At 72.1% G+C, this 21,526-nt stretch carries 21 protein-coding genes; 7 read left to right on the top strand and 14 right to left on the bottom strand.

What is annotated here, in order from left to right; all coding sequences use genetic code 11:
* Positions 1-18: 18 nt before the first annotated feature.
* The 3 genes from IG84_RS0127145 to IG84_RS0127135 are packed head-to-tail and all read left to right on the top strand — an operon-like array spanning position 19 to position 3,643.
* Positions 19-543, top strand: a complete 525-nt coding sequence (locus tag IG84_RS0127145; RefSeq protein ID WP_031062488.1) for a PadR family transcriptional regulator — start codon at positions 19-21, stop codon at positions 541-543.
* Positions 540-1,226 carry an ABC transporter ATP-binding protein gene (locus IG84_RS0127140; protein WP_031062486.1) on the top strand — a complete coding sequence of 229 codons (687 nt, stop codon included), beginning with the start codon at positions 540-542 and terminating at the stop codon, positions 1,224-1,226. The genes IG84_RS0127145 and IG84_RS0127140 overlap by 4 nt, the downstream gene beginning before the upstream one ends.
* Positions 1,223-3,643 (top strand): ABC transporter permease, encoded by a 2,421-nt coding sequence (locus IG84_RS0127135; protein WP_342668465.1) that lies wholly within the window; start codon positions 1,223-1,225, stop codon positions 3,641-3,643. Before IG84_RS0127140 ends, IG84_RS0127135 begins: the two co-directional genes overlap by 4 nt.
* Before the next feature lie 39 nt (positions 3,644-3,682).
* On the opposite strand, the gene IG84_RS0127130 is transcribed toward IG84_RS0127135, so the two are convergent.
* On the bottom strand, positions 3,683-4,642 hold the full coding sequence (locus tag IG84_RS0127130) for a hydrogen peroxide-inducible genes activator (protein WP_078649446.1): 960 nt from the start codon (positions 4,640-4,642) through the stop codon (positions 3,683-3,685).
* Between the two features lie 130 nt (positions 4,643-4,772).
* Between IG84_RS0127130 and IG84_RS0127125 the strand changes: the two genes are divergently transcribed.
* The gene (locus tag IG84_RS0127125) at positions 4,773-5,327 is read left to right on the top strand and encodes a peroxiredoxin (RefSeq protein WP_023419267.1); all 555 of its coding nucleotides are present in this window, start codon (positions 4,773-4,775) and stop codon (positions 5,325-5,327) included.
* Between the two features lie 6 nt (positions 5,328-5,333).
* Positions 5,334-5,867, top strand: a complete 534-nt coding sequence (locus IG84_RS0127120) for an alkyl hydroperoxide reductase (RefSeq protein WP_031062478.1) — start codon at positions 5,334-5,336, stop codon at positions 5,865-5,867.
* 240 nt (positions 5,868-6,107) lie between these two features.
* On the opposite strand, the gene IG84_RS0127115 is transcribed toward IG84_RS0127120, so the two are convergent.
* The 4 genes from IG84_RS0127115 to IG84_RS0127100 form a co-directional block, all read right to left on the bottom strand.
* A complete protein-coding gene (locus tag IG84_RS0127115) occupies positions 6,108-7,631 on the bottom strand; it encodes an AI-2E family transporter (protein WP_037800922.1) in 1,524 nt (507 codons plus the stop codon).
* A 121-nt stretch (positions 7,632-7,752) separates the two neighbouring features.
* Positions 7,753-8,466, bottom strand: coding sequence for an aggregation-promoting factor C-terminal-like domain-containing protein (locus IG84_RS0127110; protein WP_031062473.1), 714 nt, complete (start codon positions 8,464-8,466; stop codon positions 7,753-7,755).
* Between the two features lie 454 nt (positions 8,467-8,920).
* Positions 8,921-10,243: an RNA 5'-3' helicase PhoH2 gene (gene phoH2 / locus IG84_RS0127105; RefSeq protein WP_031062472.1), complete on the bottom strand. Its 1,323-nt coding sequence runs from the start codon at positions 10,241-10,243 to the stop codon at positions 8,921-8,923.
* Positions 10,244-10,610: 367 nt separating this feature from the next.
* A complete protein-coding gene (locus tag IG84_RS0127100) occupies positions 10,611-11,390 on the bottom strand; it encodes an isoprenyl transferase (protein WP_031062471.1) in 780 nt (259 codons plus the stop codon).
* 143 nt (positions 11,391-11,533) lie between these two features.
* On the opposite strand from IG84_RS0127100, the gene mgrA reads away from it, so the two are divergent.
* The gene (gene mgrA / locus IG84_RS0127095; protein ID WP_031062470.1) at positions 11,534-12,568 is read left to right on the top strand and encodes an L-glyceraldehyde 3-phosphate reductase; all 1,035 of its coding nucleotides are present in this window, start codon (positions 11,534-11,536) and stop codon (positions 12,566-12,568) included.
* Positions 12,569-13,252: 684 nt separating this feature from the next.
* Here the strand turns inward: mgrA and IG84_RS0127090 are convergent.
* Positions 13,253-14,050: a prepilin peptidase gene (locus tag IG84_RS0127090; RefSeq protein WP_031062469.1), complete on the bottom strand. Its 798-nt coding sequence runs from the start codon at positions 14,048-14,050 to the stop codon at positions 13,253-13,255.
* A gap of 122 nt (positions 14,051-14,172) precedes the next feature.
* Here IG84_RS0127090 and IG84_RS0127085 point away from each other — a divergent pair, with 122 nt between their 5' ends.
* Entirely contained in the window at positions 14,173-14,547 is a 375-nt protein-coding gene (locus IG84_RS0127085) for a DUF192 domain-containing protein (protein WP_031062468.1), read from the top strand.
* Between the two features lie 29 nt (positions 14,548-14,576).
* Here the strand turns inward: IG84_RS0127085 and IG84_RS0127080 are convergent, their stop codons facing one another.
* The 8 genes from IG84_RS0127080 to IG84_RS0127045 form a co-directional block, all read right to left on the bottom strand.
* A complete protein-coding gene (locus tag IG84_RS0127080; RefSeq protein ID WP_051862473.1) occupies positions 14,577-15,308 on the bottom strand; it encodes an Imm52 family immunity protein in 732 nt (243 codons plus the stop codon).
* Positions 15,309-15,547: 239 nt separating this feature from the next.
* Positions 15,548-16,171 (bottom strand): OmpA family protein, encoded by a 624-nt coding sequence (locus IG84_RS0127075; RefSeq protein WP_031062465.1) that lies wholly within the window; start codon positions 16,169-16,171, stop codon positions 15,548-15,550.
* Between the two features lie 4 nt (positions 16,172-16,175).
* Positions 16,176-16,778, bottom strand: a complete 603-nt coding sequence (locus IG84_RS0127070) for a hypothetical protein (RefSeq protein ID WP_031062464.1) — start codon at positions 16,776-16,778, stop codon at positions 16,176-16,178.
* Between the two features lie 46 nt (positions 16,779-16,824).
* Positions 16,825-17,532, bottom strand: coding sequence for a pilus assembly protein TadG-related protein (locus tag IG84_RS0127065; RefSeq protein WP_051862498.1), 708 nt, complete (start codon positions 17,530-17,532; stop codon positions 16,825-16,827).
* 32 nt (positions 17,533-17,564) lie between these two features.
* The gene (locus tag IG84_RS0127060; protein ID WP_031062462.1) at positions 17,565-17,804 is read right to left on the bottom strand and encodes a Flp family type IVb pilin; all 240 of its coding nucleotides are present in this window, start codon (positions 17,802-17,804) and stop codon (positions 17,565-17,567) included.
* 242 nt (positions 17,805-18,046) lie between these two features.
* Positions 18,047-19,162 (bottom strand): response regulator, encoded by a 1,116-nt coding sequence (locus IG84_RS38250; protein ID WP_382467381.1) that lies wholly within the window; start codon positions 19,160-19,162, stop codon positions 18,047-18,049.
* Positions 19,163-19,257: 95 nt separating this feature from the next.
* The gene (locus IG84_RS0127050; protein WP_078649450.1) at positions 19,258-20,616 is read right to left on the bottom strand and encodes a sensor histidine kinase; all 1,359 of its coding nucleotides are present in this window, start codon (positions 20,614-20,616) and stop codon (positions 19,258-19,260) included.
* A 38-nt stretch (positions 20,617-20,654) separates the two neighbouring features.
* Positions 20,655-21,524, bottom strand: coding sequence for a DUF5936 domain-containing protein (locus IG84_RS0127045; protein WP_031062456.1), 870 nt, complete (start codon positions 21,522-21,524; stop codon positions 20,655-20,657).
* Between the last annotated feature and the right edge of the window lie 2 nt (positions 21,525-21,526).

Below are 21,526 nucleotides of genomic sequence, written 5' to 3'. Positions count from 1 at the left end.
CGACGTAAGCTGCTCGCCATGTCTATCGGTCACACCCTGCTGGGCCTGCTGGAGTCCGGACCCCGCCACGGCTACGACCTCAAGCGGGCCTTCGACGAGCACTTCGGCCAGGACCGCCCGCTGCACTACGGCCAGGTCTACTCGACCATGTCCAGGCTCCTGAAGAACGGCCTGGTCGAGGTGGACGGCATCGAGGCCGGCGCCGGGCCCGAGCGCAAGCGGTACGCCATCACCGACGCGGGCGTGACCGACGTCGCCCAGTGGCTGCGGCGCCCGGAGAAGCCCGAGCCGTATCTGCACTCCACGCTCTACACCAAGGTGGTGCTCGCCCTGATGACCGGCCGGGACGCCGCCGAGCTGCTGGACACCCAGCGTGCCGAACACCTCCGGCTGATGCGCGGGCTGACCGAGCGCAAGCGCCAGGGCGACCTCGCCGACCAGCTCATCTGCGACCACGCTCTGTTCCACCTCGAAGCGGACCTGCGCTGGCTGGAACTCACCGCCGCGCGCCTCGACAAGCTCGCCCGGGCGGTACGCGGATGACGCCGGACGGGTCGATACTCGCCGGCGAAGGGCTGCACAAGACGTACGGGCGGACGACCGCGCTGGACGGCGCGGACTTCTCCGTCCACCCCGGCGAGGTCGTCGCCGTCATGGGCCCCTCCGGCTCCGGCAAGTCGACCCTGCTGCACTGCCTCGCGGGCATCGTCCGGCCCGACTCCGGCAGCGTCCGGTACGACGGCCGCGAGCTGACCACCCTGCCGGACGCGGAGCGCAGCGCCCTGCGCCGCACCGACTTCGGCTTCGTCTTCCAATTCGGCCAGCTCGTCCCCGAGTTGACCTGTCTGGAGAACGTCGCCCTGCCACTGCGGCTCAACGGCACGAAGCGGAAGATCGCCGAGGCCACCGCCCGCGAGTGGCTCGCCCGCCTGGAGGCCGATGACATCCACGGCAAGCGCCCCGGCGAGATCTCCGGCGGCCAGGGCCAGCGCGTGGCCGTCGCCCGCGCCCTCGCCGGGCGCCCGCGCGTCCTGTTCGCCGACGAACCGACCGGCGCCCTGGACTCCCTCAACGGCGAACGCGTCCTGACCCTGCTGACCGACGCGGCGCGCGACACCTCCGCCGCCGTCGTCCTGGTCACCCACGAGCCCCGCGTCGCCGCCTACTCCGACCGCGAGATCACCGTCCGCGACGGGCGGGTCAGGGAATCCCTGGCGGGCCTGTGACGACCCTGCACGCCGCGCGGTCCACCGGCTCCCGGTCCGGCCGCCCGCCGCACGGCTCCCCCGGCGGCCCCGCCGCCTGGCTGCGCGACCTCGCCATGGGCGCCCGGTTCGCGGTCACCGGCGGCCGCGAGGGCTGGTTCCGTACGGCACTGAGCGCCATCGGCGTGGGCATCGGCGTCGCCGTCCTGCTGCTCGCCTGCTCCGCGCCGACGGTGCTCGACGCCTGGCACGGCCGCGAGAAGGCCCGCGAGAACCTCGGTCAGATGCACGAGCCGCGCGCCTCGGACCGCACCGTGCGCTACGCCCAGGCCGACACCACCTTCCACGGCGAGCCCGTACGCGGCCGACTGGTGCGGCCCGACGGCGCCCACCCGCCCGTACCGCCCGGCATCGCACACCTCCCCGGGCCCGGCGAGATGGTGGTCTCCCCCGCGCTGCGCGCGCTGCTCGCCGCGCCGGACAGCGCGCCACTGCGCGCCCGCCTGGACTACAAGGTCGTCGGCACCATCGGTGACAGCGGGCTGCTCGGCCCGCAGGAGCTGACGTTCGTCGCGTGGCTGGACGACCGGTCGGCGGGCGAGGCGTACCGCATCAGCCGCTTCGGCAAGATCTTCGACCCGCAGCCGCCGAGCGCCCGGCTCGTACTGCTGACCGTCCTGGCCTGCGTGGTCCTGCTGATGCCGGTCGTGGTGTTCATCGGCACCGCCGTGCGCTTCGGCGGCGACCGCCGCGAGGCCCGGCTGGCCGCGCTGCGGCTGGTCGGCGCCGACATCCCCACCACCCGCCGGATCGCGGCCGGCGAGGCGGTGGTCGGCGCGGCGCTCGGCCTGGCGGCGGGACTGCTGATCTTCCTGGCCGGGCGGCAGGCGGTCGGCGCCGTCACCCTGTGGGGCGTCAACGTCTTCCCCGCCGACGTGGTGCCGTCCCCGGGCCTCGCCGCGCTGGTCGCCGTCCTCGTCCCCGCGGCATCCGTCCTGGTCACGCTGTTCGCGCAGCGTGCGGTGACCGCCGAGCCGCTGGGCGTGGTGCGCAATCGCCCGGTGCGGCGCCGCCGGCTCGGCTGGCGGCTCGCGCTGCCCCTGACGGGCCTCGCGCTGCTCCTCTCGTCGGCCTGGGCCCCGCAGGCGCCCGACGGCTGGTTCCCTGTCGTACGGCTCGCACTCGGCGCCGCGCTGCTGCTCCTCGGCGTGACCGCGCTGCTGCCCTGGCTCGTCGAGGCGGTCGTGGCCCGGCTGCGCGGCGGGCCCGTCGCCTGGCAACTGACAGTAAGGCGGCTCCAGTTGGACAGCGGCGCCGCGCATCGCGCGGTGAGCGGCATCACCGTCGCGGTCGCCGGCGCCCTCGCGCTCCACATGGTCTTCACCACCTACCAGGCCGGTTACGCGCAGGCGTACGAGGAGTCGGCGAGCCGCCCGGTGATCCAGCTCAGCGGCAGCACCGCCAGCTGGGGGCAGGCCCGGGACGCGCTGACGACGCTGCGCCGCACGTCCGGCGTGACCTGGGCGCACGGCACGGTCCGCGCGCCGGCGGGCCGTGAGGGCGACCGCGGCACCCGCGACGCCGACGGCTACCGCTCCGTCCAGACCGCCATGGTGACCGTCGGCGACTGCGCCGAGCTGCGGCGCAAGGCCCGGATCGGCTCCTGCCGGGACGGCGACGTCTTCGTGGCGAAGGACCGGGGCGGCCGCGCCACGGACCCCGCCTTCGTACGCCCCGGCGTACGGCTGAACCTGAACCCGCCGGAGGGGTACGAGGAGACCGGCCCGCCCCGGCCGTGGACCGTGCCGGACACCGCGCGCCGGGTGCAGACCGTCCGCCACCCCGGCGAGGACCTGCCCGGCGACGTCCTCGCCACCCCCGGCGCGCTCCCCACTGGCCGACTGCAGGCCCCCACGACGGAGCTGCTCGTCGGGTACGACAAGGCGCGCGAGTCGGACGCGGTGGAGCGCATCCGTACGGTGGCGTTCCGCGTGAACCCGGGGCTGCGGGAGCTGTCCGCGGTCGACAACCCGCACGACCGGCAGTACGACGGGCTGCGCACCGCGCTCTTCCTCGGCTCGGTGATCGTCCTGCTGCTCATCGGCGCCGGGCTGATCGTCTCCACCGTCGAGCAACTGCGCGAGCGCCGGCGGCTGCTGTCCGTACTGGACGCGTTCGGCACCCGCCGCGCCACGATGGGCTGGTCGCTGCTGTGGCAGACCGCGATCCCGGTGGCGCTGGGCCTCGCGCTCGCGGTGACCGCCGGCCTCGGCCTCGGGGCGGTACTGCTGACGCTGTCCGGCGCCGAAGTGCACCTGGACGGGGCCGTGATCGCCGGCGTCGCGGGCAGCGCCGGTGGCGTGGTCCTGCTGGTCACCCTGCTGAGCCTGCCGCCGCTGTGGCGCATGATGCGGCCGGACGGGCTGCGGACGGAGTGAGCCGCCGCGGCCGTACGCACTTCGTACGGCCGCGGCGGCTCAGTCCACGATCCTTACCGGCAGCGGCCGCAGCGCGGTCCGCAGCGCCTGGGCGAACTCCTCGAACTCGCGCTGCCGGGCCGCGCCCGTGCGCATGGCCAGCGCGATCCGCCGGGAGGGCGCCGGGTCGTCGAAGTACCCGGTGGTCAGCTCCTCGCTGCGGCCGGTCTCCACGCGCAGCGCGGTGCGCGGCAGCAGCGTGACGCCCATCCCGCCGGCCACGAGCTGGACGAGCGTGGAGAGCCCGGCCGCGCTGGTGGTCACCGCGGCCCCTTCCTCGCGCCCCGCCTCCCGGCAGATGTCGAGCGCCTGGTCGCGCAGGCAGTGCCCCTCGTCCAGGAGCAGCAGGTCCAGCTCCCGCAGCGCCTCGCGGGGTATGTCGCCGCGGCCGCCGAGCCAGTGCTCCTTGGGCGCGACGAGCACGAAGTCCTCGTCGAAGAGCGGCAGTTCGGTGACCCCGGCGACGCCGAGCGGCACCGCGAGCAGCAGCAGGTCCAGCCGCCCGTGCGCCAGGCCGTCCAGCAGCGAGGCGGTCTGCTCCTCGTGCACCTGGAGGTCGAGGTCCGGGTACCTGCCGTGCACGAGCTTCAGCACGGTCGGGAGCAGATAGGGCGCGACGGTCGGGATGACGCCGAGCCGCAGTACGCCGGTGAAGGGCGCGCGGGCCGCCTCGGCCTCCTCCATGAGGTCGCCGACCGCCTCCATCACTGTGCGTGCCCGGGCGGCCACCCGCTCCCCCGCGGGCGACAGCAGTACTTTTCGGGTCGTACGCTCCAGGAGCTGGACGCCGAGCGCGTCCTCCAGGGCGGAGACCGCACCGGAGAGCGCGGGCTGGCTCATGCCGATCTCGGCGGCCGCCTCGCGGAAGTGCAGGTGCTCGGCCACCGCGGCGAACGCGCGGAGCTGCGAGAGCGAGGGCTGCCGGGGACGTCCGGCGCCCGGAGCAGTGGGCTGAGCCACTGATAACCACCTCCGATCAACACCACCGAGTCTAGCTATTTCACTGATCAATGCACCCTGTGGCACTGTGGTGAACGTCCAACCCCCAGGAAAACCCCAAAAGGGATTTCCTACCTTGCAAGGAGTGCGTGTGCTCACTGTCGGTGACAAGTTCCCCGAGTTCGACCTGACTGCCTGTGTCTCGCTGGAGAAGGGCAAGGAGTTCGAGCAGATCAACCACAAGACCTACGAGGGCAAGTGGAAGATCGTCTTCGCGTGGCCCAAGGACTTCACCTTCGTGTGCCCGACGGAGATCGCGGCCTTCGGCAAGCTGAACGAGGAGTTCGCCGACCGTGACGCCCAGGTCCTCGGCTTCTCCGGCGACTCCGAGTTCGTCCACCACGCCTGGCGCAAGGACCACCCGGACCTGACCGACCTGCCCTTCCCGATGCTGGCCGACTCCAAGCACGAGCTCATGCGTGACCTGGGCATCGAGGGCGAGGACGGCTTCGCGCAGCGCGCCGTGTTCATCGTGGACCAGAACAACGAGATCCAGTTCACCATGGTGACCGCCGGCTCCGTCGGCCGTAACCCCAAGGAGGTCCTGCGGGTCCTGGACGCCCTGCAGACCGACGAGCTCTGCCCCTGCAACTGGTCCAAGGGCGACGAGACCCTGGACCCGGTCGCGCTCCTCTCGGGCGAGTGATCGAACATGGCACTCGATGAGCTGAAGTCCGCCGTTCCGGACTACGCCAAGGACCTGAAGCTGAACCTCGGTTCGGTGATCGGCAACAGTGACCTGCCGCAGCAGCAGCTCTGGGGCACCGTTCTGGCCTGCGCCATCGCGTCGCGCTCGCCGAAGGTGCTGAGCGAGCTGGAGCCGGAGGCCAAGGCCAACCTCTCCCCCGAGGCGTACACCGCCGCCAAGTCGGCCGCCGCCATCATGGCGATGAACAACGTCTTCTACCGGACCCGGCACCTGCTGTCGGACCCCGAGTACGGGACGATGCGCGCCGGCCTGCGGATGAACGTCATCGGCAACCCCGGTGTCGACAAGGTCGACTTCGAGCTGTGGTCGCTGGCCGTCTCCGCCATCAACGGCTGCGGCATGTGCCTGGACTCGCACGAGCAGGTGCTGCGCAAGGCCGGTGTCGAGCGCGAGACGATCCAGGAGGCCGTCAAGATCGCGGCCGTCCTGCAGGCGGTCGGCGCGACGCTGGACGCCGAGGCGACGCTGGCCGGCTGAACCGGCCGTACCCACGCGAAAGGCCCCCGCGGACATGATGTCCGCGGGGGCCTTCGGCCATCGCCGGCCTCCCGCCGTAGGGGCTCTGCCGGTGCCCGGGCGCGCCACCGTCGTGGCCGTTCGCGCCCACGCGGCGGAGCCGCATATCGACACGCCCCGTGCCCCTTTAGGGGCGCGGGGAACTGCGCGAACAACCAGCGCGGCGCGAGAGCCGGGTGACGGGGCCGGGCCCCACGGCGACTAGCCGTCGGCGTCGCGGGACGGCGCCACGTCGAGGGCCGTCGCACCGCGGGGCGCCGGGGACCTCCGCAGGGCCTGTTCGTGCGCGTACGACCGCAGGTACGACACCACGGTGTTGGTGACGGCCACCAGTGGCACAGCCACCACCGCGCCGCCGATGTCCGCGACCAGCCCGCCCGCGGCCACCGAGAGGATCACGGCCAGCGGGTGCACCCGCACCGCCCGGCCCAGGATGAAGGGCTGCAGGATGTGGCCCTCGATCTGCTGCACGGCCAGCACGACCACCAGCACCATCAGCGCCGTGAACACGCCCTGCGTCACCAGCGCGACCACGCACGCCAGCGCGCCCGAGACCACCGCGCCCACCAGCGGGATGAAGGCGAAGAGGAAGATGAACACCGCGAGCGGCACGGCGAGCGGCACGTTCAGGAAGTACAGCCCGATGCCGATGAAGATCGCGTCGATCAGCGCCACGATCACCGTGCCCCGCACATAGGCGGTCAGCGTCCGCCAGGCCCGCGGCCCGGCCCCCGCCACGCCCTCGCGCGCCGCGCTCGGCACGAGCTTGAGCAGCCACTCCCAGATGCGCCGCCCGTCGTAGAGCAGGAAGAGCGTGGTGAACATCGCCAGCAGGATGCCGGTGAGCATCTCGATGACGACCGTGACGCCTTCCAGGCCCGCGCTGGTGATCTCCTCGGTGTTCGAGCCGATCGCGTCCTGGAGGTTCTTCGCGATGTCGTTGATCTGGCCCTCGGTCACATGGAACGGGCTCTTCAGCAGCCAGTCCTTCAGCTCGCTGATGCCGTCCTGGACCCGGCTGGACACCGAGTCGATGTTGTCCATGACCTGCCAGACCACGAACCAGCCGACCAGGCCCATGATGACGAAGCCGGTGATGAACGTGATGGCCGTGGCCGGGCCCCTGGGCAGCCCGCGGTGCCTGAGCCAGGCCACGGTCGGCTGCAGCAGCGCGGTGATCAGCAGTGCCGCGACGAACGCCAGCACCACGAGCTGGATGCTGGTGATGGCCCGCGCGAGGACGTACACGGTCGCGGCCAGGACGAGCAGCCGCCAGCCCGCCTCGGCGGCGACCCGTATCCCCCACGGCACCGCGTCCACGGGCTCGGGCCTGTGCGGCACGGCGGGCGCGTACGCGGGCGGCGCGGGCACGGACGCCGGTACAGCGGCCGCGGCGGCCTCCTGAGGGGGCGTCGACGGCTTCGGGGATACCGAGGCGGCAGCAGCGGCTTCTGTGGCGTCAGAGGCGTCCGTGGCGCGCGTGGCGCCCCCGTCCTCGGAAGAGGTACCGGCGGCGCTCCCGTTCTCCGAAGGGGTGCCCCCCGGCACGACGGGCGGCTCCAGCGGCATGGGCGGCACCGGGTGGCCGTGCCCCGCGCCGTGCCCCAGCCGGCCGTCGCCGTCGGCTGCCGCGGCCTCCGTACGCCGGCGCCGTTCCTCCAGGCGCGCGGCGAGCCGCGTCAGGCCGGCCCCCGCGCCGCCGACCCACTGAGGCAGTCTGGACATGTCGCTTCCTCTTCCCCCCTCGGTCCCGATCACTGTCGGAACGACGTTACCTGTGCCGAAAGCGCGAAACCCCCGACCCTTGTGCGGTCGGGGGTTTCGCGTCGCTGTACGGCGAGCCGGTCTAGTACCAGCTGTTGGCCTGCCAGAACGACCAGGCGCCGCAGGGGCTGCCGTAGCGGTCGTTCATGTAGCCCAGGCCCCACTTGATCTGCGTGGCCGGGTTGGTCTGCCAGTCGGAGCCCGCCGAGGCCATCTTCGAGCCCGGCAGCGCCTGGACGAGGCCGTAGGCACCCGAGGAGGCGTTGGTGGCGCGGTAGTTCCAGCCGGACTCGTGGTCCACGATGTTGCTGAAGCACTGGAACTGGTCGGCCGGCATCATCTGCCGGGCCATCGCCTGGGTCTCTGCGATCGTGTACGAAGACTTGACGGCGATGTCACCCAGAGCGCCGCGCTCGGCGGAACGGCTGGCGGCCTGCTCCTTGGCCTCCGCGCGATCCTTGGCGGCCTGCTTCTCCGCCGCGAGCTGCTTCTCGGCCGCGTCCTTCTTGGCCTGTGCGCTCTCGGCTGCCGCCTTGCGGGCCGCCTCCTGGGCGGTCTTCAGGGCGGCGGCGTCCGCCTGGGTGGACTGGTCATCCGCCTGCTGCACGAGGGACGCCGTCTCCACCTGGGCCTGCTGGCCCGCGGGGATGTCGGCGATCGTCGCGTCGGCAGCGGTGGCCTCGGTGTTGGCGACCGAGCCCGGCTGAGCGCCCGACGCGACGCCGACAACGGCGCCGACTGTGGTGACCGCGGTGGCGGAGGCCACGGCGAATCCCCGGACCGAAATCCGGCTCACACGTTTTCCTTCCAGCGTCGTCCGCGTAGGTGACCATCGCGGACGCAATCGTGCCCCTGGCGCTGTCCTCCGTATTGCTCCGTCCCCGAAGTGCGGGTGGGGCCGGCTGGTCACAGGAGGCACTGGCCCGGTACGTCCCCCTCGGGGGTCCGCGTGGTGCTCGGGCGGCATACGGCGAACGCTTTTCAGTTCTGTGGTTCTACACCGCTGGGGGTGCCAATGTGCCGTATGCGGGGCCTGACAGGTCCCAGACTCTGCCCGAAGCGGACGCGCGGAATCAATTCTGAGCCGGGTGTGAAAGCTCACACCTCGTTTACGCCACTGAGTTTCCGGATATCTCCGCGCGCGACGACGCCGCCCGGCTAGGCTCTCTGGCTTCGCCGGACGGCGCAGGTCACACAACGGGTCGGAGCCGCGCCGACCTCCTCATTCGGGGCGCGGCCCCTATACAGGATCAGATACGCCCGTCCTCCAGCATTTCGGTCACCAGAGCCGCGATCGGCGACCGCTCCGAGCGGTTGAGTGTGATGTGCGCGAAGAGCGGATGGCCCTTCAGCTTCTCCACGACCGCGACCACGCCGTCGTACCGCCCGACCCGCAAGTTGTCGCGCTGCGCGACGTCATGCGTGAGCACGACGCGCGAATTGGCGCCAATTCGGGACAGAACGGTCAACAGGACGTTCCGCTCCAGGGACTGCGCCTCATCGACGATCACGAAGGCGTCGTGCAGCGACCGGCCGCGGATGTGCGTGAGCGGCAGCACTTCCAGCATCCCGCGCCCCACCACCTCCTCGATGACATCGGACGATGTCACCGAGGTGAGGGTGTCGAAGACGGCCTGCGCCCACGGGCCCATCTTCTCGGCCTCGGTGCCCGGGAGATACCCCAGGTCCTGCCCGCCGACGGCGTACAGCGGCCGGAAGACCATCACCTTTCTGTGCTGCCGGCGCTCCAGCACGGCCTCCAGGCCCGCGCAGAGCGCCAGCGCCGACTTGCCCGTGCCGGCCCGGCCGCCCATCGAGACGATCCCGACCTCCTGGTCGAGCAGCAGGTCCAGCGCGATCCGCTGCTCGGCGCTGCGGCCGTGGATGCCGAACGCCTCGCGGTCGCCGCGCACCAGCCGGACCCGGCCGTCGGCCGTGACCCGGCCGAGCGCCTTGCCGCGCTCGGACTGGAGCACAAGCCCCGTGTGCACGGGCATTTCCGCCGCCTCGGGGACGTACGCGCTCTCCACGGCGAAGAGGTCGTCGACCTGCTCTGCGGTGATCGTCAGCTCCGCCATGCCGGTCCAGCCGGAGTCGGTGATCGCCAGCTCGGCGCGGTACTCCTCCGCCAGCAGGCCGACCGAGGACGCCTTGATGCGCAGCGGCAGGTCCTTGGAGACGACCGTGACGTCGTACCCCTCGGCCTGGAGGTTGCGGGCCACCGCAAGGATCCGTGAGTCGTTGTCCCCCATCTGATAGCCGGCGGGGAGGACCCCCGGATCGGAGTGGTTCAGCTCGACCCTCAGTGTGCCGCCGACCTCCCCGATCGGGATGGGGGCGTCCAGGCGACCGAACCGCACGCGGTACTCGTCCAGCAGGCGCAGCGCCTGCCGGGCGAAGTAACCGAGCTCGGGATGGTGCCTCTTGGCTTCCAGCTCCGTGACCACTACTACCGGGAGCACGACTTCGTGCTCCTCGAAGCGGGCCATGGCGCCTGGATCCGCCAGCAGGACGCTGGTGTCGAGGACGTAGGTGCGCCGGTCGGCCTCACGGCGCTGCTTGCTGTTCACCACGGGTGGACGAACCCCCTCGGATGAGGTCGGGGTGCGACGGCGTCGCGGGGGATGGAGCCGGGCTCGGGCCGCGATGCGCGGGCCGTGCGCCGGCCCTCCGCGTCGGCCGTGCGGTCCGCACGATCGTCCGTGATGCGCAAAGGGCCTCCCGGGCGGACGGCCCCATGCCGTCCGCTGCAGAGCGGCACCCATCTGGATCAGGCTTTTCGGGTGCCGTCCTGGAAGGGATATTCCCGCGAACACCTGCTGCCATGCCCCGGCATATGACGCACGGCCAGTGAATTCGTGGTTACCGGTGAGCGGCAGGCCCCATGTGACGTGTCACGCCCCGGCCCTGACAGGCCGTCGTCGTCCCCGGAGGGGCGTCCTAGACGCCGTACCGCCGGTGCCGGTAGGCGTAGTCCCGCAGCGCACGCAAGAAATCCACCTTGCGGAACGCGGGCCAGAAGACCTCGCAGAAGTAGTACTCCGAGTGGGCGCTCTGCCACAGCATGAAGCCGGACAGCCGCTGCTCGCCGCTCGTGCGGATCACCAGGTCCGGATCGGGCTGGCCGCGGGTGTACAGGTGCTCGGAGATCTTCTCGACGTCGACGGTCTCGGCGATCTCCTCGACGGAGGCGCCGCGCCCTGCCTCGTCCAGCAGCAGCGAGCGGACCGCGTCCGCGATCTCCTGCCGGCCGCCGTAGCCGACCGCGACGTTGACGACGATGCCGCCGATGTGGTCCGTGGCCTCCTCGGCCTCCTTCAGGACCCGCTGCGTGCCGGCGGGGAGGAGGTCGCGGTTGCCGACGTGGTGCACCCGCCAGCGGCCGTCGGCCGCGAGCCGCCGCACGGTGTTCTCGATGATGCCGAGGAGCGGCTTCAGCTCCTTCTCCGGCCGGTCGAGGTTGTCCGTGGAGAGCATCCACAGGGTGACGACCTGGACGTCGGTCTCCTCGCACCAGCCGAGCATCTCTTCGATCTTCGCGGCGCCCGCCTGGTGCCCCTGCTCGGTGGTCAGACCATCGGCCCGGGCCCAGCGGCGGTTGCCGTCCAGGATGACGCCGATGTGCTTGGGCACCTGGGAGTGGTCCAGCCGGCGCTCCACCCGGCGCTCGTACAGCTTGTACACGAACTCCCGCACAACAGGGGGATACGGGATACCCATCCCGGAAGATCGCAGCATGTGTGGTCCAGCCCCTCCGTGCCTATTTGGCGGTCGCCCCCGTCGCCTCAAGTCCGCAACTTTACTTCTCGGGAGTGGCAATGACCCAATCAGGTGTGTCACAACTCCGTGATAAGGAGATGCTCATGACTGGCACCTCTGACTACCGCGCAGCCGATTCGCGCTACGACTCCATGGAGTACCGCCGCACCGGCCGCAGCGGCCTGAAACTCCCGGCGATCTCCCTCGGGCTCTGGCACAACTTCGGCGACGACCGCACGCTGGAGTCGCAGCGCGCGATCCTGCGGCGCGCCTTCGACCTGGGCGTCACCCACTTCGACCTGGCGAACAACTACGGCCCGCCGCCCGGCTCGGCGGAGCTGAACTTCGGCAAGATCTTCGCGCAGGACTTCCGGTCCTACCGGGACGAAATGATCCTTTCCACGAAGGCCGGATATCTGATGCACCCCGGTCCGTACGGAGAATGGGGTTCCCGGAAATACCTGCTCTCGTCGCTGGACGCGTCGCTTCGGCGGATGGGCGTCGATTACGTCGACATCTTCTACTCGCACCGATTCGACCCGGACACTCCGCTCGAGGAGACGATGGGCGCGCTGGCTTCCGCGGTACAGCAGGGCAAGGCCCTGTATGTGGGCGTTTCCTCCTACAACTCCGCGCAGACCCGCGAGGCGGCCCGCATTCTGCGGGAAATGGGCGTACCCGCGCTGATCCACCAGCCCTCGTACAGCATGATCAACCGCTGGACCGAGGACGACGGGCTGCTGGACACCCTGGAGGCGGCGGGCATGGGCTGCATCTCCTTCGCGCCGCTGGCGCAGGGGATGCTCACCGACAAGTACCTGCACGGCATCCCCGAGGGCTCGCGCGCCTCCCAGGGCAAGTCGCTCGACCCGGGCCTGCTCTCCGAGGACGTCGTGCGGCGGCTGCGCGGCCTGAACGAGATCGCCGAGCGTCGCGGCCAGTCGCTGGCGCAGCTCGCGCTGTCGTGGGTGCTGCGGGACGAGCGGATGACCTCGGCGCTGATCGGCGCGAGCAGCGTCGCGCAGCTCGAGGCGAATGTCGCGGCGCTCGGCGGCGACAAGCTGACCGACGCCGAGCTGGCCGAGATCGATGAATTCGCGACCTCGACGGAGGGCGTGAACATCTGGGCGCGGCGCTAGGGCGCACCGGAACAAAAAAGCGGGCCGGTCCGTGGGGGGGATACGGACCGGCCCGAGGGGGGGTTTCCACCATAACCCCGGACGGGGTGTGCTGCGCGCATCAGCGGCGGTCAGCCCGCGTGTCACGGAGTCGATCAAGGTGCGGCGGGGCGGCCGTGACGGTGGACGAATTCTCTTAATGATCTTGAATTCGCGGGCCGCCACCCGCTCCATACCGGGCCTGCGGCCTTAATGATCTCGTTCCGTACGGTGTCGGACCTGTCCCCCTCCGCCACATCGCCGGCGTGACGGACCTCTCGTCCCGCCGGTCACGGATACCCCGCAGGAGCGACACCCGTATGGTCGCCGGCTTGACGGACCCGCGGGCCGGCCGCGGAAGGCCCGCGGGAAAAGGGAAGCGCCCCGAGTGCGGCGCGGCGCACCCGGAGCGCGAGGCAATGACCGGACTTTTCCGGTCCTCGTAGCGGACTTCACCGGTCGTCGTGCGATCGTTCCGTCTCGGTCCTCCGCGGCCCCCAATCCTCACGGTCCTCGGTCCCAGTGGCGTCCGCCGCGCCGCACACCGGCTGGTGGCTCGTCACCCCGGGCCCTGCCGCCCCCGGCTGCGGGGTCGGGCGGCCCGGGTGATGCGCTTCCAGCCGATCGCCGCGGGCGGTGCGGAAACGACCATAGAGCACATACCGGTCAAGCAGCGCCGTATCCCCCGAGGAGCAGGCCGAGCAGCGCGCCGAGGACCATGAACGGCCCGAAAGGCATCGCGGACTTCCGGTCCGCGCGCCGCGCGATCATCATCCCGATCCCGTACACCGAGCCCAGTACGAAGCCGGCGAAGGCACCGAGGAAGAGCACGGCCCAGCCGTACCAGCCCAGCACGATCCCCAGCGTCAGCGCCAGCTTGACGTCGCCGAAGCCCAGCCCGTCCGGCCGGATCAGGAAGAGCACGAAGTACGCGGCGGCCAGCGCGAGGCCGCCCAGGAGCGCGCCGGTCCAGGACCCGCGGTGGCCCGGCAGCAGCGCGGCGGCCCCCAGGAGCGCGGCGGCGGCGCCGGCCGCCGGCAGGGTCAGCACGTCCGGCAGCCGGTGCACGGCCGCGTCGACCGTCGCGAGCAGCACCGCGACCGGAGCGAGCAGCAGCCAGACGCCCAGTTCGGGCCGGGGCCCGGCGGCCACGGCCAGCAGCGCGCAGGCCGCGGCGGTGACAAGGGGCGCGGTGGTGCGCGCGAGGCCGTAGGCCGGGCAGGGGGCGGGAGGTGAGGAGGGTGGTGCCGACGCGGGGACCGCGACGAGTGCGGCGGGCTCCATGGCCGGGCAGCGCGCACGGCCCAGCCAGCCGCGTGCCACGCCGGTGATCGGATGGCCCTGCGGGCACGCCGTACGCCGGCTCTCCTCGGGCTCGACGGCCAGACGGTAGGCGGCGCGCGGCACGAGCAGCCCGGCGGCGGCCCCGTACACGGCGGCGAGGGCGATCAGGAGCGGATGCACCCCTCGACGGTACGGGCGAGCGCCGCACCGGTCATGGGCCCGGGGGCCCAACAACGGGCCACGCGGCCCTCGTACGGACCGCGGCGGCGGTAACATCCCGGCGGCGTACGGGAGGGGACACCATGGGCAGATGGCAGGACGGCCGGGGGCGGCTCCGGATCGTGGACGACGAACGGACCGGGGGCGGGGACGCGTCCGTCCCCGTGGAGATCGCGGCGTCCTACCGCGCCAGGACCCGCGGGCTGCTGGGCCGGGACGGCATCGAGGGGGCCGTGCTGCTGACGCCCGCGAGCAGCATCCACACCTTCCGGATGCGCTTCACGATCGACGTCGCGTACCTGGACCGGCACCTGACCGTCCGCGCCGTCCGCACCATGCGGCCGAACCGGCTCGGCCGCCCCCGGCTGCGCGCCCGCCACGTCCTGGAGGCCGAGGCGGGCGCGATGGCCGGCTGGGGCCTCCGGCCGGGCACCCGTCTGACGGTCGAGACTCCGTAGGCGGTCAGCGCGTCACCGCGAGACCGCGTTCACCACTTCGCGCGGTCCATCGGGTACGGCAGTTCCTCCAGCGCACCGGCCTTGCGGAGCAGGCCGTTGACCGCGAGGACATGGTCGGCGTCCGGCGCCGTGCCGTCCGGCCTGCCGAGGTCGATGACCAGGCCGCCGTGCTCGGTGTGCGACCGGCGCCCCGGTACGTCCTCCGGGACCAGCGCCCGGCGGCCGCTGGAGAGGTACACCGCCCGGCCGCAGCGCGGCGTGGAGTTGTCGAGCTCGTACTCCTTCTCCAGCGCGCCGAGGAGGTCGTCGTCGGCGATGTCGCCCCAGTCCGCGTCCCACTCCTCCGCGATGGCGGTGAGGACCTCGGGGAGCCTGGTGACCAGCGGTGCGGAATCGTTCAGGTCGGCGGAGCGGACCGTGATGACGGCGGTCTGCGGTGCGAACGCCGGGGTTCCGCCGGCCCCCACGCTCAGGGTGATGATCGGCCGGCCGGGCCGGGCCGCGACCAGGACGGCGGAGTACCCGATCGTGGCGGCGTCGTCCTGGGGGTTGACGCGCGAGAGGTATGAGGCGAACCAGGCCGCGTCGACGTCCTCGGGCAGCTGCTCCGCCTGTCCGACCGCCTCGGCCCGCCAGCCCGCGAAGTCCTCCGGCGCGATCCTCGCCAGCCGCCGCAGGAGTCGCAGCCAGCGCTCGGCGAGCTGGTCCGGGCTCTCCTGCCGCGGGCCCCAGACACCGCCGACCGTCAGATCCAGTGTCACGTCAGCTCCCACTCCGGTGTTCCGTATATTGCCTTTCCTCGCCGCACCCGCGGGCTGTTGCCGCAGGTACGCCGGCCGGCGCGTACGGCAGCCCATCAGGCCGGCGCCCGCCCGGTCCGGATGCACGCTGTCATCCGTCCCCGGGCCGCGTCGAGTCCGGCCTGCGGCTTCTTCACCACCTTCACGGGGATATGTGGTGTCTCTTCACATCGAGGCGCCCGTCACGGACGCCGGGACGCTCACTCGGCCCGCGGGAAGGAGACCTCCACCCGGCGGTTCTTCTTGCGGCCGTCCTCGGTGTCGTTGCTCGCGACGGGCGCGTCCTCGCCGTAGCCGCGGATCTCGAAGGTGATGCCGCTGCCGTCGAGGTCCTCGTTCAACTCCCGCTGGACGGCGTCCGCGCGCCGCTTGGACAGCTTCAGACCGTGCGCGGAGGAGCCGAGGTCGTCGGTGAAGCCGGCCACGGTCACGGTCGTGGCGTGCTGCTTCTCGATCTCGTCGGCGATCTGCCCGATCCGGTCGTTCGCCACGTCCGACAGCTCCGCGCTGTCCTTGCCGAACAGCACCTCGGCCTGGAGCTGGAACTTCACATCGGAGTTGGAGTCCTCGCGCTGCTCCGTGCCGCGCTCGTCACCGACGACGGTCTTGATGTCCAGCACCTTGGGCGCGGCGAGGGTCTTGCCCTCGGGGAGCTTGAGGTCGGGGTCGTCGACGTCGATCCTGCCGCGGAAGACGGAGGGCGCCGCCGGCACGTCCTCGTCGGCGAGCGCGGCCGGCCCGCCGGCCAGTGTCAGGCCCGCCGCCAGCGCCGAGGACAGCAGCAGTACGGGCCCGCGCACGCGGTAGCGGTGAGGGGTCCTCATCGGATCACGCGTCCGTGAGCGTGAGGGAGACGGCCTGGAAGGTCGGGATCTGCAGGTCCACGTCGGTCGTGCTCTTGGGCGGCGCGGGGAACTGCATGAAGACCTTCTGGTCCGAGTTGGCCGCGACGATGCCGAGCCCGGTGGTGGCCAGCGGGCGGTTCTCCGTGTCGCGCAGCGTGTAGTACCGCTTCTTCTCGGCCTTGTCGACGAGGGTGGCGCCGCCGAGGGAGTCACCGGCGGCCCGCTTCATGGCCAGCTCGGGACCGGTCCACTGGGCGGTGTCGGTGAAGTCCTCGTCCGAGGAGTTCTTCAGATTGCCGTTGACGGTGACGAATCCGCTGGAGTCGCGCGTCGCGGACGTCACGTCCAGGGTGATGCCCTGCGGGCCTTGCAGCGTGGCGATCACCGTGTCGTCGGCCGGCTGCTCGGGTTGGCGCGCCCGCTCGCCGCCGCCCTGGTCACTGGTGTGCTGCTGGCTGGACGACGGTATCTGCGTCTCCGTCTTCGCCGGGTCGTCACCGCACGCGGACAGCGTTAAGGCGAGCGCCGCCGCGAGGGAAGCGGCGGCCACCGTCCGTCGCGCCGGGGTGATCTGCCACATACTCATGAACTCGTCCTCTACTCGTCTTCGCGCCGTCAGCCGTGAGAGGGCTTCAGTCGGCAAGCTTTACGGAGAACAGATCGGCCGCGCGCGGGAAGTCCGGGTGCGCGGGATCCGGTTCCTCGGGATCGATGGACCACTCCTGGCCGTCGCACATCAGGTTCAGGTGCCGGGAGTCGCGGTCCTTGTCCTTGTCGCCCGCACCGGGCTCCGGCTTCGGGTCGTCGCCCGCGCCGGGCTCCGGCTCCGGAGGCTCGTCGCCGGTACCGCCCCCGCCCGGCTCCTCGTCCGGCCGCAGGGCGCACTTCGGCTCGATGACCGCGGTGGCCCGCGCCTTGGCCTGCTCGTTCTCGGTGCCCGGGATGACCGAGGCGCCCATGCCGCCGGTGGTCCGCACCTGGACGGTGAAGCCCTGCCGGTCGTCGCTCAGTTGCCGGCAGCCGTCGCCCGCCACGGCGGCGTCGTTGCGCTGCGCGAAGCCGCCGGCCGCCAGACAGGCCCGCACCGCGTCGTAGCGCTGTCCCTCTAGGAGTACGGGCCAGTCGGCGGGCTCGTCGAGGGAGCCGAGCAGGGCCTCGCGCACCTGGTCGCGGGCATCCTGCGCGGCCGCCAGCGCCGCCGCGTCGGCCGCGGACTGGGCCCCGTTGCGGGCGGCGCCCGCCTGCCCGACCGCGAAGTACGCGAACGCGAGAAAGAGCAGGCCCGCCACCACCGTGATGTAGATGGGGAGGGCCTGCCCTGAATCGCGGCACGTCCGCAGCGCCGCGCGCGAAATGCGCGGCGCGGGCAGGTTCAGCCGGTCTTCACGCTGTTGATCGCGGCCTTGATCTTGTTCTTGATCGTGTCGCCGATGTCCGTGAAGCCCGCGATCGCCGCCATGATCGCCACGACCACCACGATCATGCCGATGTACTCCACCGCGGTCTGCCCCTTCGAGCGCTCCCGCCCGTACATCCGCTCGATGCAGGCGTCCCGCCAGGAGCCGATGCGCACCTGGGTGGCGGTCGTGGCCTTGAGCATCCGCTGGTTCATGATGGTGGTGTTCCCCTCCGGGTCCGGCCGGCCGGATTCGGGCCGGCGCGCAGGCTTCCACGCCGTACGTGGCACCTGCTTCCCCCCGGCCGGTACCGCCGGCGTCCCCGGAAACGTACGCCGGGGCCCAGGCGCCCGACATGGGTCCCCGGGCCCAATCCCGGGCCCAAACCTCCCCGCGGGCCCAAATTTTGGTGCGGACCGCGCCGGGCACCCGTCGGACCGGGCGGCCCGTCCCCCCTTCAGCCATGGCTCTGCGTTCCCCTTCGGGCGGTACCGAGCCAGACCGCGATGGCCTGGCTCCGGCTGGTGGCGTGCAGCTTGGTGAAGATCCGGTTGATGTGGTTCTTGACGGTCTTCTCGCTGATGAAGCAGGTGGCGGCGATCTGCGCGTTGGTCATGCCTGCCGCGATCAGTTCCATCACCTCCGCCTCGCGATGGCTCAGCCCGAACCGGTCCGTGCCGTTTCCCTGCTGCGCCCACCGGGCACCGTCCCGCTGTGCGGGGACGGCAGCGGCCGCTCGGTGCGGCCCAGTCGCAGACTGTGCCATATCGACTTGCGGTTGCGAAGTGCTTTGCACCGGACGCGATGAATTCGAGACCCACTCCACCCCGCAATACTGCGAACTCGCAGCAGCGGCGGCGCCATTCTGACCGGAATTGCCATTTGCAGCAGCAGCGCGTTCGTCCGGTGCGCCGTCGCGGTGGCCGGAAGGTGAAGCCCCGGCTCCTTGGCCGGTTCCGTACGGCGCGCCGCCCGCCGGCTCCGCCCCGTACGCCGTCCCCAGCCCCTCCGGGAGGGACTGTTGAGGGACGCCCGGAGCGGGCGGCGCCGAACGGACGTGGGCGAGCAGGGCGTTGCAGGCCGTCGCGGTGAAGCGGGCGCGGCCCGCCGTGATGTCGCGCACCGCGTCGGCCAGTTCGTCCGCGGTGAACTCGCCGTGCACGAGATAGCCGCCCGCGCCCAGCCGCAGCGATTCCCGTACGAGCTCGCTCTCCCGGCTGTACGTCAGCATCATGACGGGCGCGAGGCGGGCGAGGTGGGGCAGCGCCGAGATGCCGTCGACGCCGGGCATCCGGACGTCGAGCAGGACGACGTCGGGGCGGTGCTGCCGCGCCGCTTCGTACGCCTGGCGGCCGTCGGCGGCCTCCGCGACGACCTGGAGGTCCGGGCGCCCGGAGAGGAGGACGGTGAGCCCCGCGCGGACGACGGGGTTGTCGTCCGCGACGAGGACCCGCAGGGGCGCGCCCCGCTCGGGCAGCGGGCCGTCCGGGAAGACGGCCGGGGCGGCCGGGGCCTCCCCGAAGGGCGACGGCCCGTCCCCGAAGGCGAACGGGCCGTCGTCCAGGACGAACATCTCGTCGTCGAAGGGGAACATGTCGTCGAAGGCGAACGGGTCGGTGGCGGGCGCGCCGCCCGGTTTGCGGAACTCCGGCATGGTGCGGCCTCCTCTCACGGCCTGGCGGGGGGACGGGACGGCGGTACGGGGAGCGGCGCGAACGGCGCCTTCGGCAGGACGGCCGCCAGCGGCAGTTCCACCCGAACCTCCGTCCCCTTGGTGGCGCGGCCGCGGCCGATGCGGATGCGGGCGCCGATGCCGGCCGCCCGCTCCACCATGCCGACCAGGCCGAAGTGCCCGGCCCTGCGCAGGCCGTCCAGGGTAGTGCCGGGCGGCAGGCCGCGGCCGTCGTCGTACACGCTGATGCGCAGGCTGCTCTCGACCACGCCCGCCGTGACGTCCAGGCGGCTGGGTGCCGCGTGCCGGCGGGCGTTGTCCATCGCCTCGGTGACGATGGTGAGCAGCTGGCGGGCGATGGCCTGCGGTACGGGGGGCGCGGGGGCGTCGCCGAGCGGGCGGTAGCAGGCCGTGAAGCCGGTACGCCGGGCGAAGTCGGCGACGCGCGCGGACAGTTCGCCGAAGACGTCGACGCCGCCGTCCAGGCCGGTCTCGCGCCGCAGGTCGGAGAGGAGTTCGCGGGACTCGGCCGCGGCCCGGCGCGCCGCACGGGAGACCAGTTCGGCCCGGCGCTTGACCGTGGTGGGGTCGGTGCGGTCGGCGGAGCCGGCCAGGCCGTCGGCGGCCAGCGCCAGGCCGTGCAGGGTCTTGGCGACCGAGTCGTGCATCTCGCGGGCGAGCCGGGCCCGTTCGGACTCGACGGCCTCGTTGACGGCGAGCCGGGAGCGGGTCTCGGTGAGCGCCTGGCTGGCCGCGCCGAACCGCAGCATCAGATTGCGCAGGGTGACGCCGACCGCGCCGGCCAGGACGCAGACGCCGGGCAGCAGGGTGGAGCCGGCGAGCGTGACGTCGAGGTCCGCGTCGCCGATGTACGCCAGCAGGACGATGCAGACGGTCAGCGAGGCGAAGACGCCCGCGCCGCGCCAGCCGTAGGCCAGGCCCGCCAGCAGCGGCGTGCACATCGTGACGTAGCTGAGCGGGCTGGCGGGCGAGGCCGTGAAGAGGAGCAGGGCACCGAAGGCGGCGTCCAGGGCGAGCAGCCAGTGGTGGCGCAGCAGCAGCGGCCCGAAGCGTTCCCAGTCGCGGAAGAGCATGTAGGAGGCCATGAAGGTGAACAGCACGGCGGAGCAGACCAGGACGGTGGGCCAGCCGCGCTTGGTGCCGTAGATGGCGAACGGGGTGGCGAGAGCGATCATCGCCAGCCGGAAGCCGAAGACCTGCCGGCACAGCGCCTGGAGGGCGCTGAGCTGGAGGCGGAGGGTGGGCTCGGCAGTGGGCGCGGCCGGGTCCTCGGGGCCGTGCGGCGGCAGCGGTCCGCCCGCGGTGATGGGCGCGGCGGCGCGCCGCCGGAACATACCGTTCCGCCGGTCCCGCCGGTCCGCCGCGCCGCGCTTCACCCCAGCAGCCCCGATCCCAGGAACATCCCCGCGCCGATCAGCAGGATCGTGGCCGGGACCATGACCATCGTGATCGTCGTGGTGGCCTTCGGCACGGCCCTGGCCGCCTTGCGGCGGGCGTTCTGGGCGTCGGTGCGCCGCATGTCGTTGGCGATCGCGATGAGCGTGTCGACGATCGGCGCGCCCAGCTCCTCGCCCTGCTGGAGCGCGGTGACGAACATCGCGACCTGCTCGGAGTCGTTGCGCCGGCGCAGCTCCTCGAACGCCTGGCGGCGGCTGACGCCCATGTCCATCTGGCGCAGCGTGATGCGCAGTTCGTCAGACCAGGGGCCCTGGTACTTCTCGGCGGTACGGTCCAGGGCCTGGCGGAAGCCGAGGCCCGCCGAGACCACGACGGCGAGCACGTCGAGGAAGTCCGGGAGGGTGCGCTCGATGGCCTCCTTGCGCTGCCGGACGGCGGACCAGAGGGCGACCTCGACCCAGAAGAGGCCGAACGCGATCATCAGGAGCGCCAGGACCGGCTGGCCGTTCGCCGCCATCGCGAGGGCGCCGAGCGCGCCGGTGACGCCGTAGACGAAGCGGCGGGCCGCGTACCGGTCGACGGTGAGGCCGCCGGGATTGCCCGCCATGTCGATGCGCTTGCGCAGCCGGTCGACGCGCTGGGGGCCCATCATGCGCAGCACCATCGGCGCGTAGCGCATGCCGAGCCGGTCGATGGCCGAGCCCGCCGCGCTGGTGCGGGAGGAGCCGACCTCCAGCGCCACGACGAGGTCGCCGGGCAGCTTGGCCTCGGAGCGGTAGAGCCGCCAGCCGTACACCGCGCCGAGGACGGCGAGGCCGAGGAGGAGGGCGAAGAGGAGTCCCATGG

The organism is Streptomyces ochraceiscleroticus, from assembly GCF_000720485.1.
Lineage (GTDB): Bacteria > Actinomycetota > Actinomycetes > Streptomycetales > Streptomycetaceae > Streptomyces > Streptomyces ochraceiscleroticus.
This window is presented reverse-complemented; position numbering and strand designations above follow the sequence as displayed.

Excerpts from the sequence above, each read along its gene's own strand:
- IG84_RS0127145 (WP_031062488.1), top strand. The coding sequence starts at position 19 with ATGTCTATCGGTCACACCCTGCTGGGCCTGCTGGAGTCCGGACCCCGC.
- IG84_RS0127140 (WP_031062486.1), top strand. The coding sequence starts at position 540 with ATGACGCCGGACGGGTCGATACTCGCCGGCGAAGGGCTGCACAAGACG.
- IG84_RS0127120 (WP_031062478.1), top strand. The coding sequence starts at position 5,334 with ATGGCACTCGATGAGCTGAAGTCCGCCGTTCCGGACTACGCCAAGGAC.
- IG84_RS0127115 (WP_037800922.1), bottom strand. The coding sequence starts at position 7,631 with ATGTCCAGACTGCCTCAGTGGGTCGGCGGCGCGGGGGCCGGCCTGACG.
- IG84_RS0127100 (WP_031062471.1), bottom strand. The coding sequence starts at position 11,390 with ATGGGTATCCCGTATCCCCCTGTTGTGCGGGAGTTCGTGTACAAGCTG.
- mgrA (WP_031062470.1), top strand. The coding sequence starts at position 11,534 with ATGACTGGCACCTCTGACTACCGCGCAGCCGATTCGCGCTACGACTCC.
- IG84_RS0127085 (WP_031062468.1), top strand. The coding sequence starts at position 14,173 with ATGGGCAGATGGCAGGACGGCCGGGGGCGGCTCCGGATCGTGGACGAC.
- IG84_RS0127075 (WP_031062465.1), bottom strand. The coding sequence starts at position 16,171 with ATGAGGACCCCTCACCGCTACCGCGTGCGCGGGCCCGTACTGCTGCTG.
- IG84_RS0127070 (WP_031062464.1), bottom strand. The coding sequence starts at position 16,778 with ATGAGTATGTGGCAGATCACCCCGGCGCGACGGACGGTGGCCGCCGCT.
- IG84_RS0127060 (WP_031062462.1), bottom strand. The coding sequence starts at position 17,804 with ATGAACCAGCGGATGCTCAAGGCCACGACCGCCACCCAGGTGCGCATC.
- IG84_RS38250 (WP_382467381.1), bottom strand. The coding sequence starts at position 19,162 with ATGTTCGTCCTGGACGACGGCCCGTTCGCCTTCGGGGACGGGCCGTCG.
- IG84_RS0127050 (WP_078649450.1), bottom strand. The coding sequence starts at position 20,616 with ATGTTCCGGCGGCGCGCCGCCGCGCCCATCACCGCGGGCGGACCGCTG.
- IG84_RS0127045 (WP_031062456.1), bottom strand. The coding sequence starts at position 21,524 with ATGGGACTCCTCTTCGCCCTCCTCCTCGGCCTCGCCGTCCTCGGCGCG.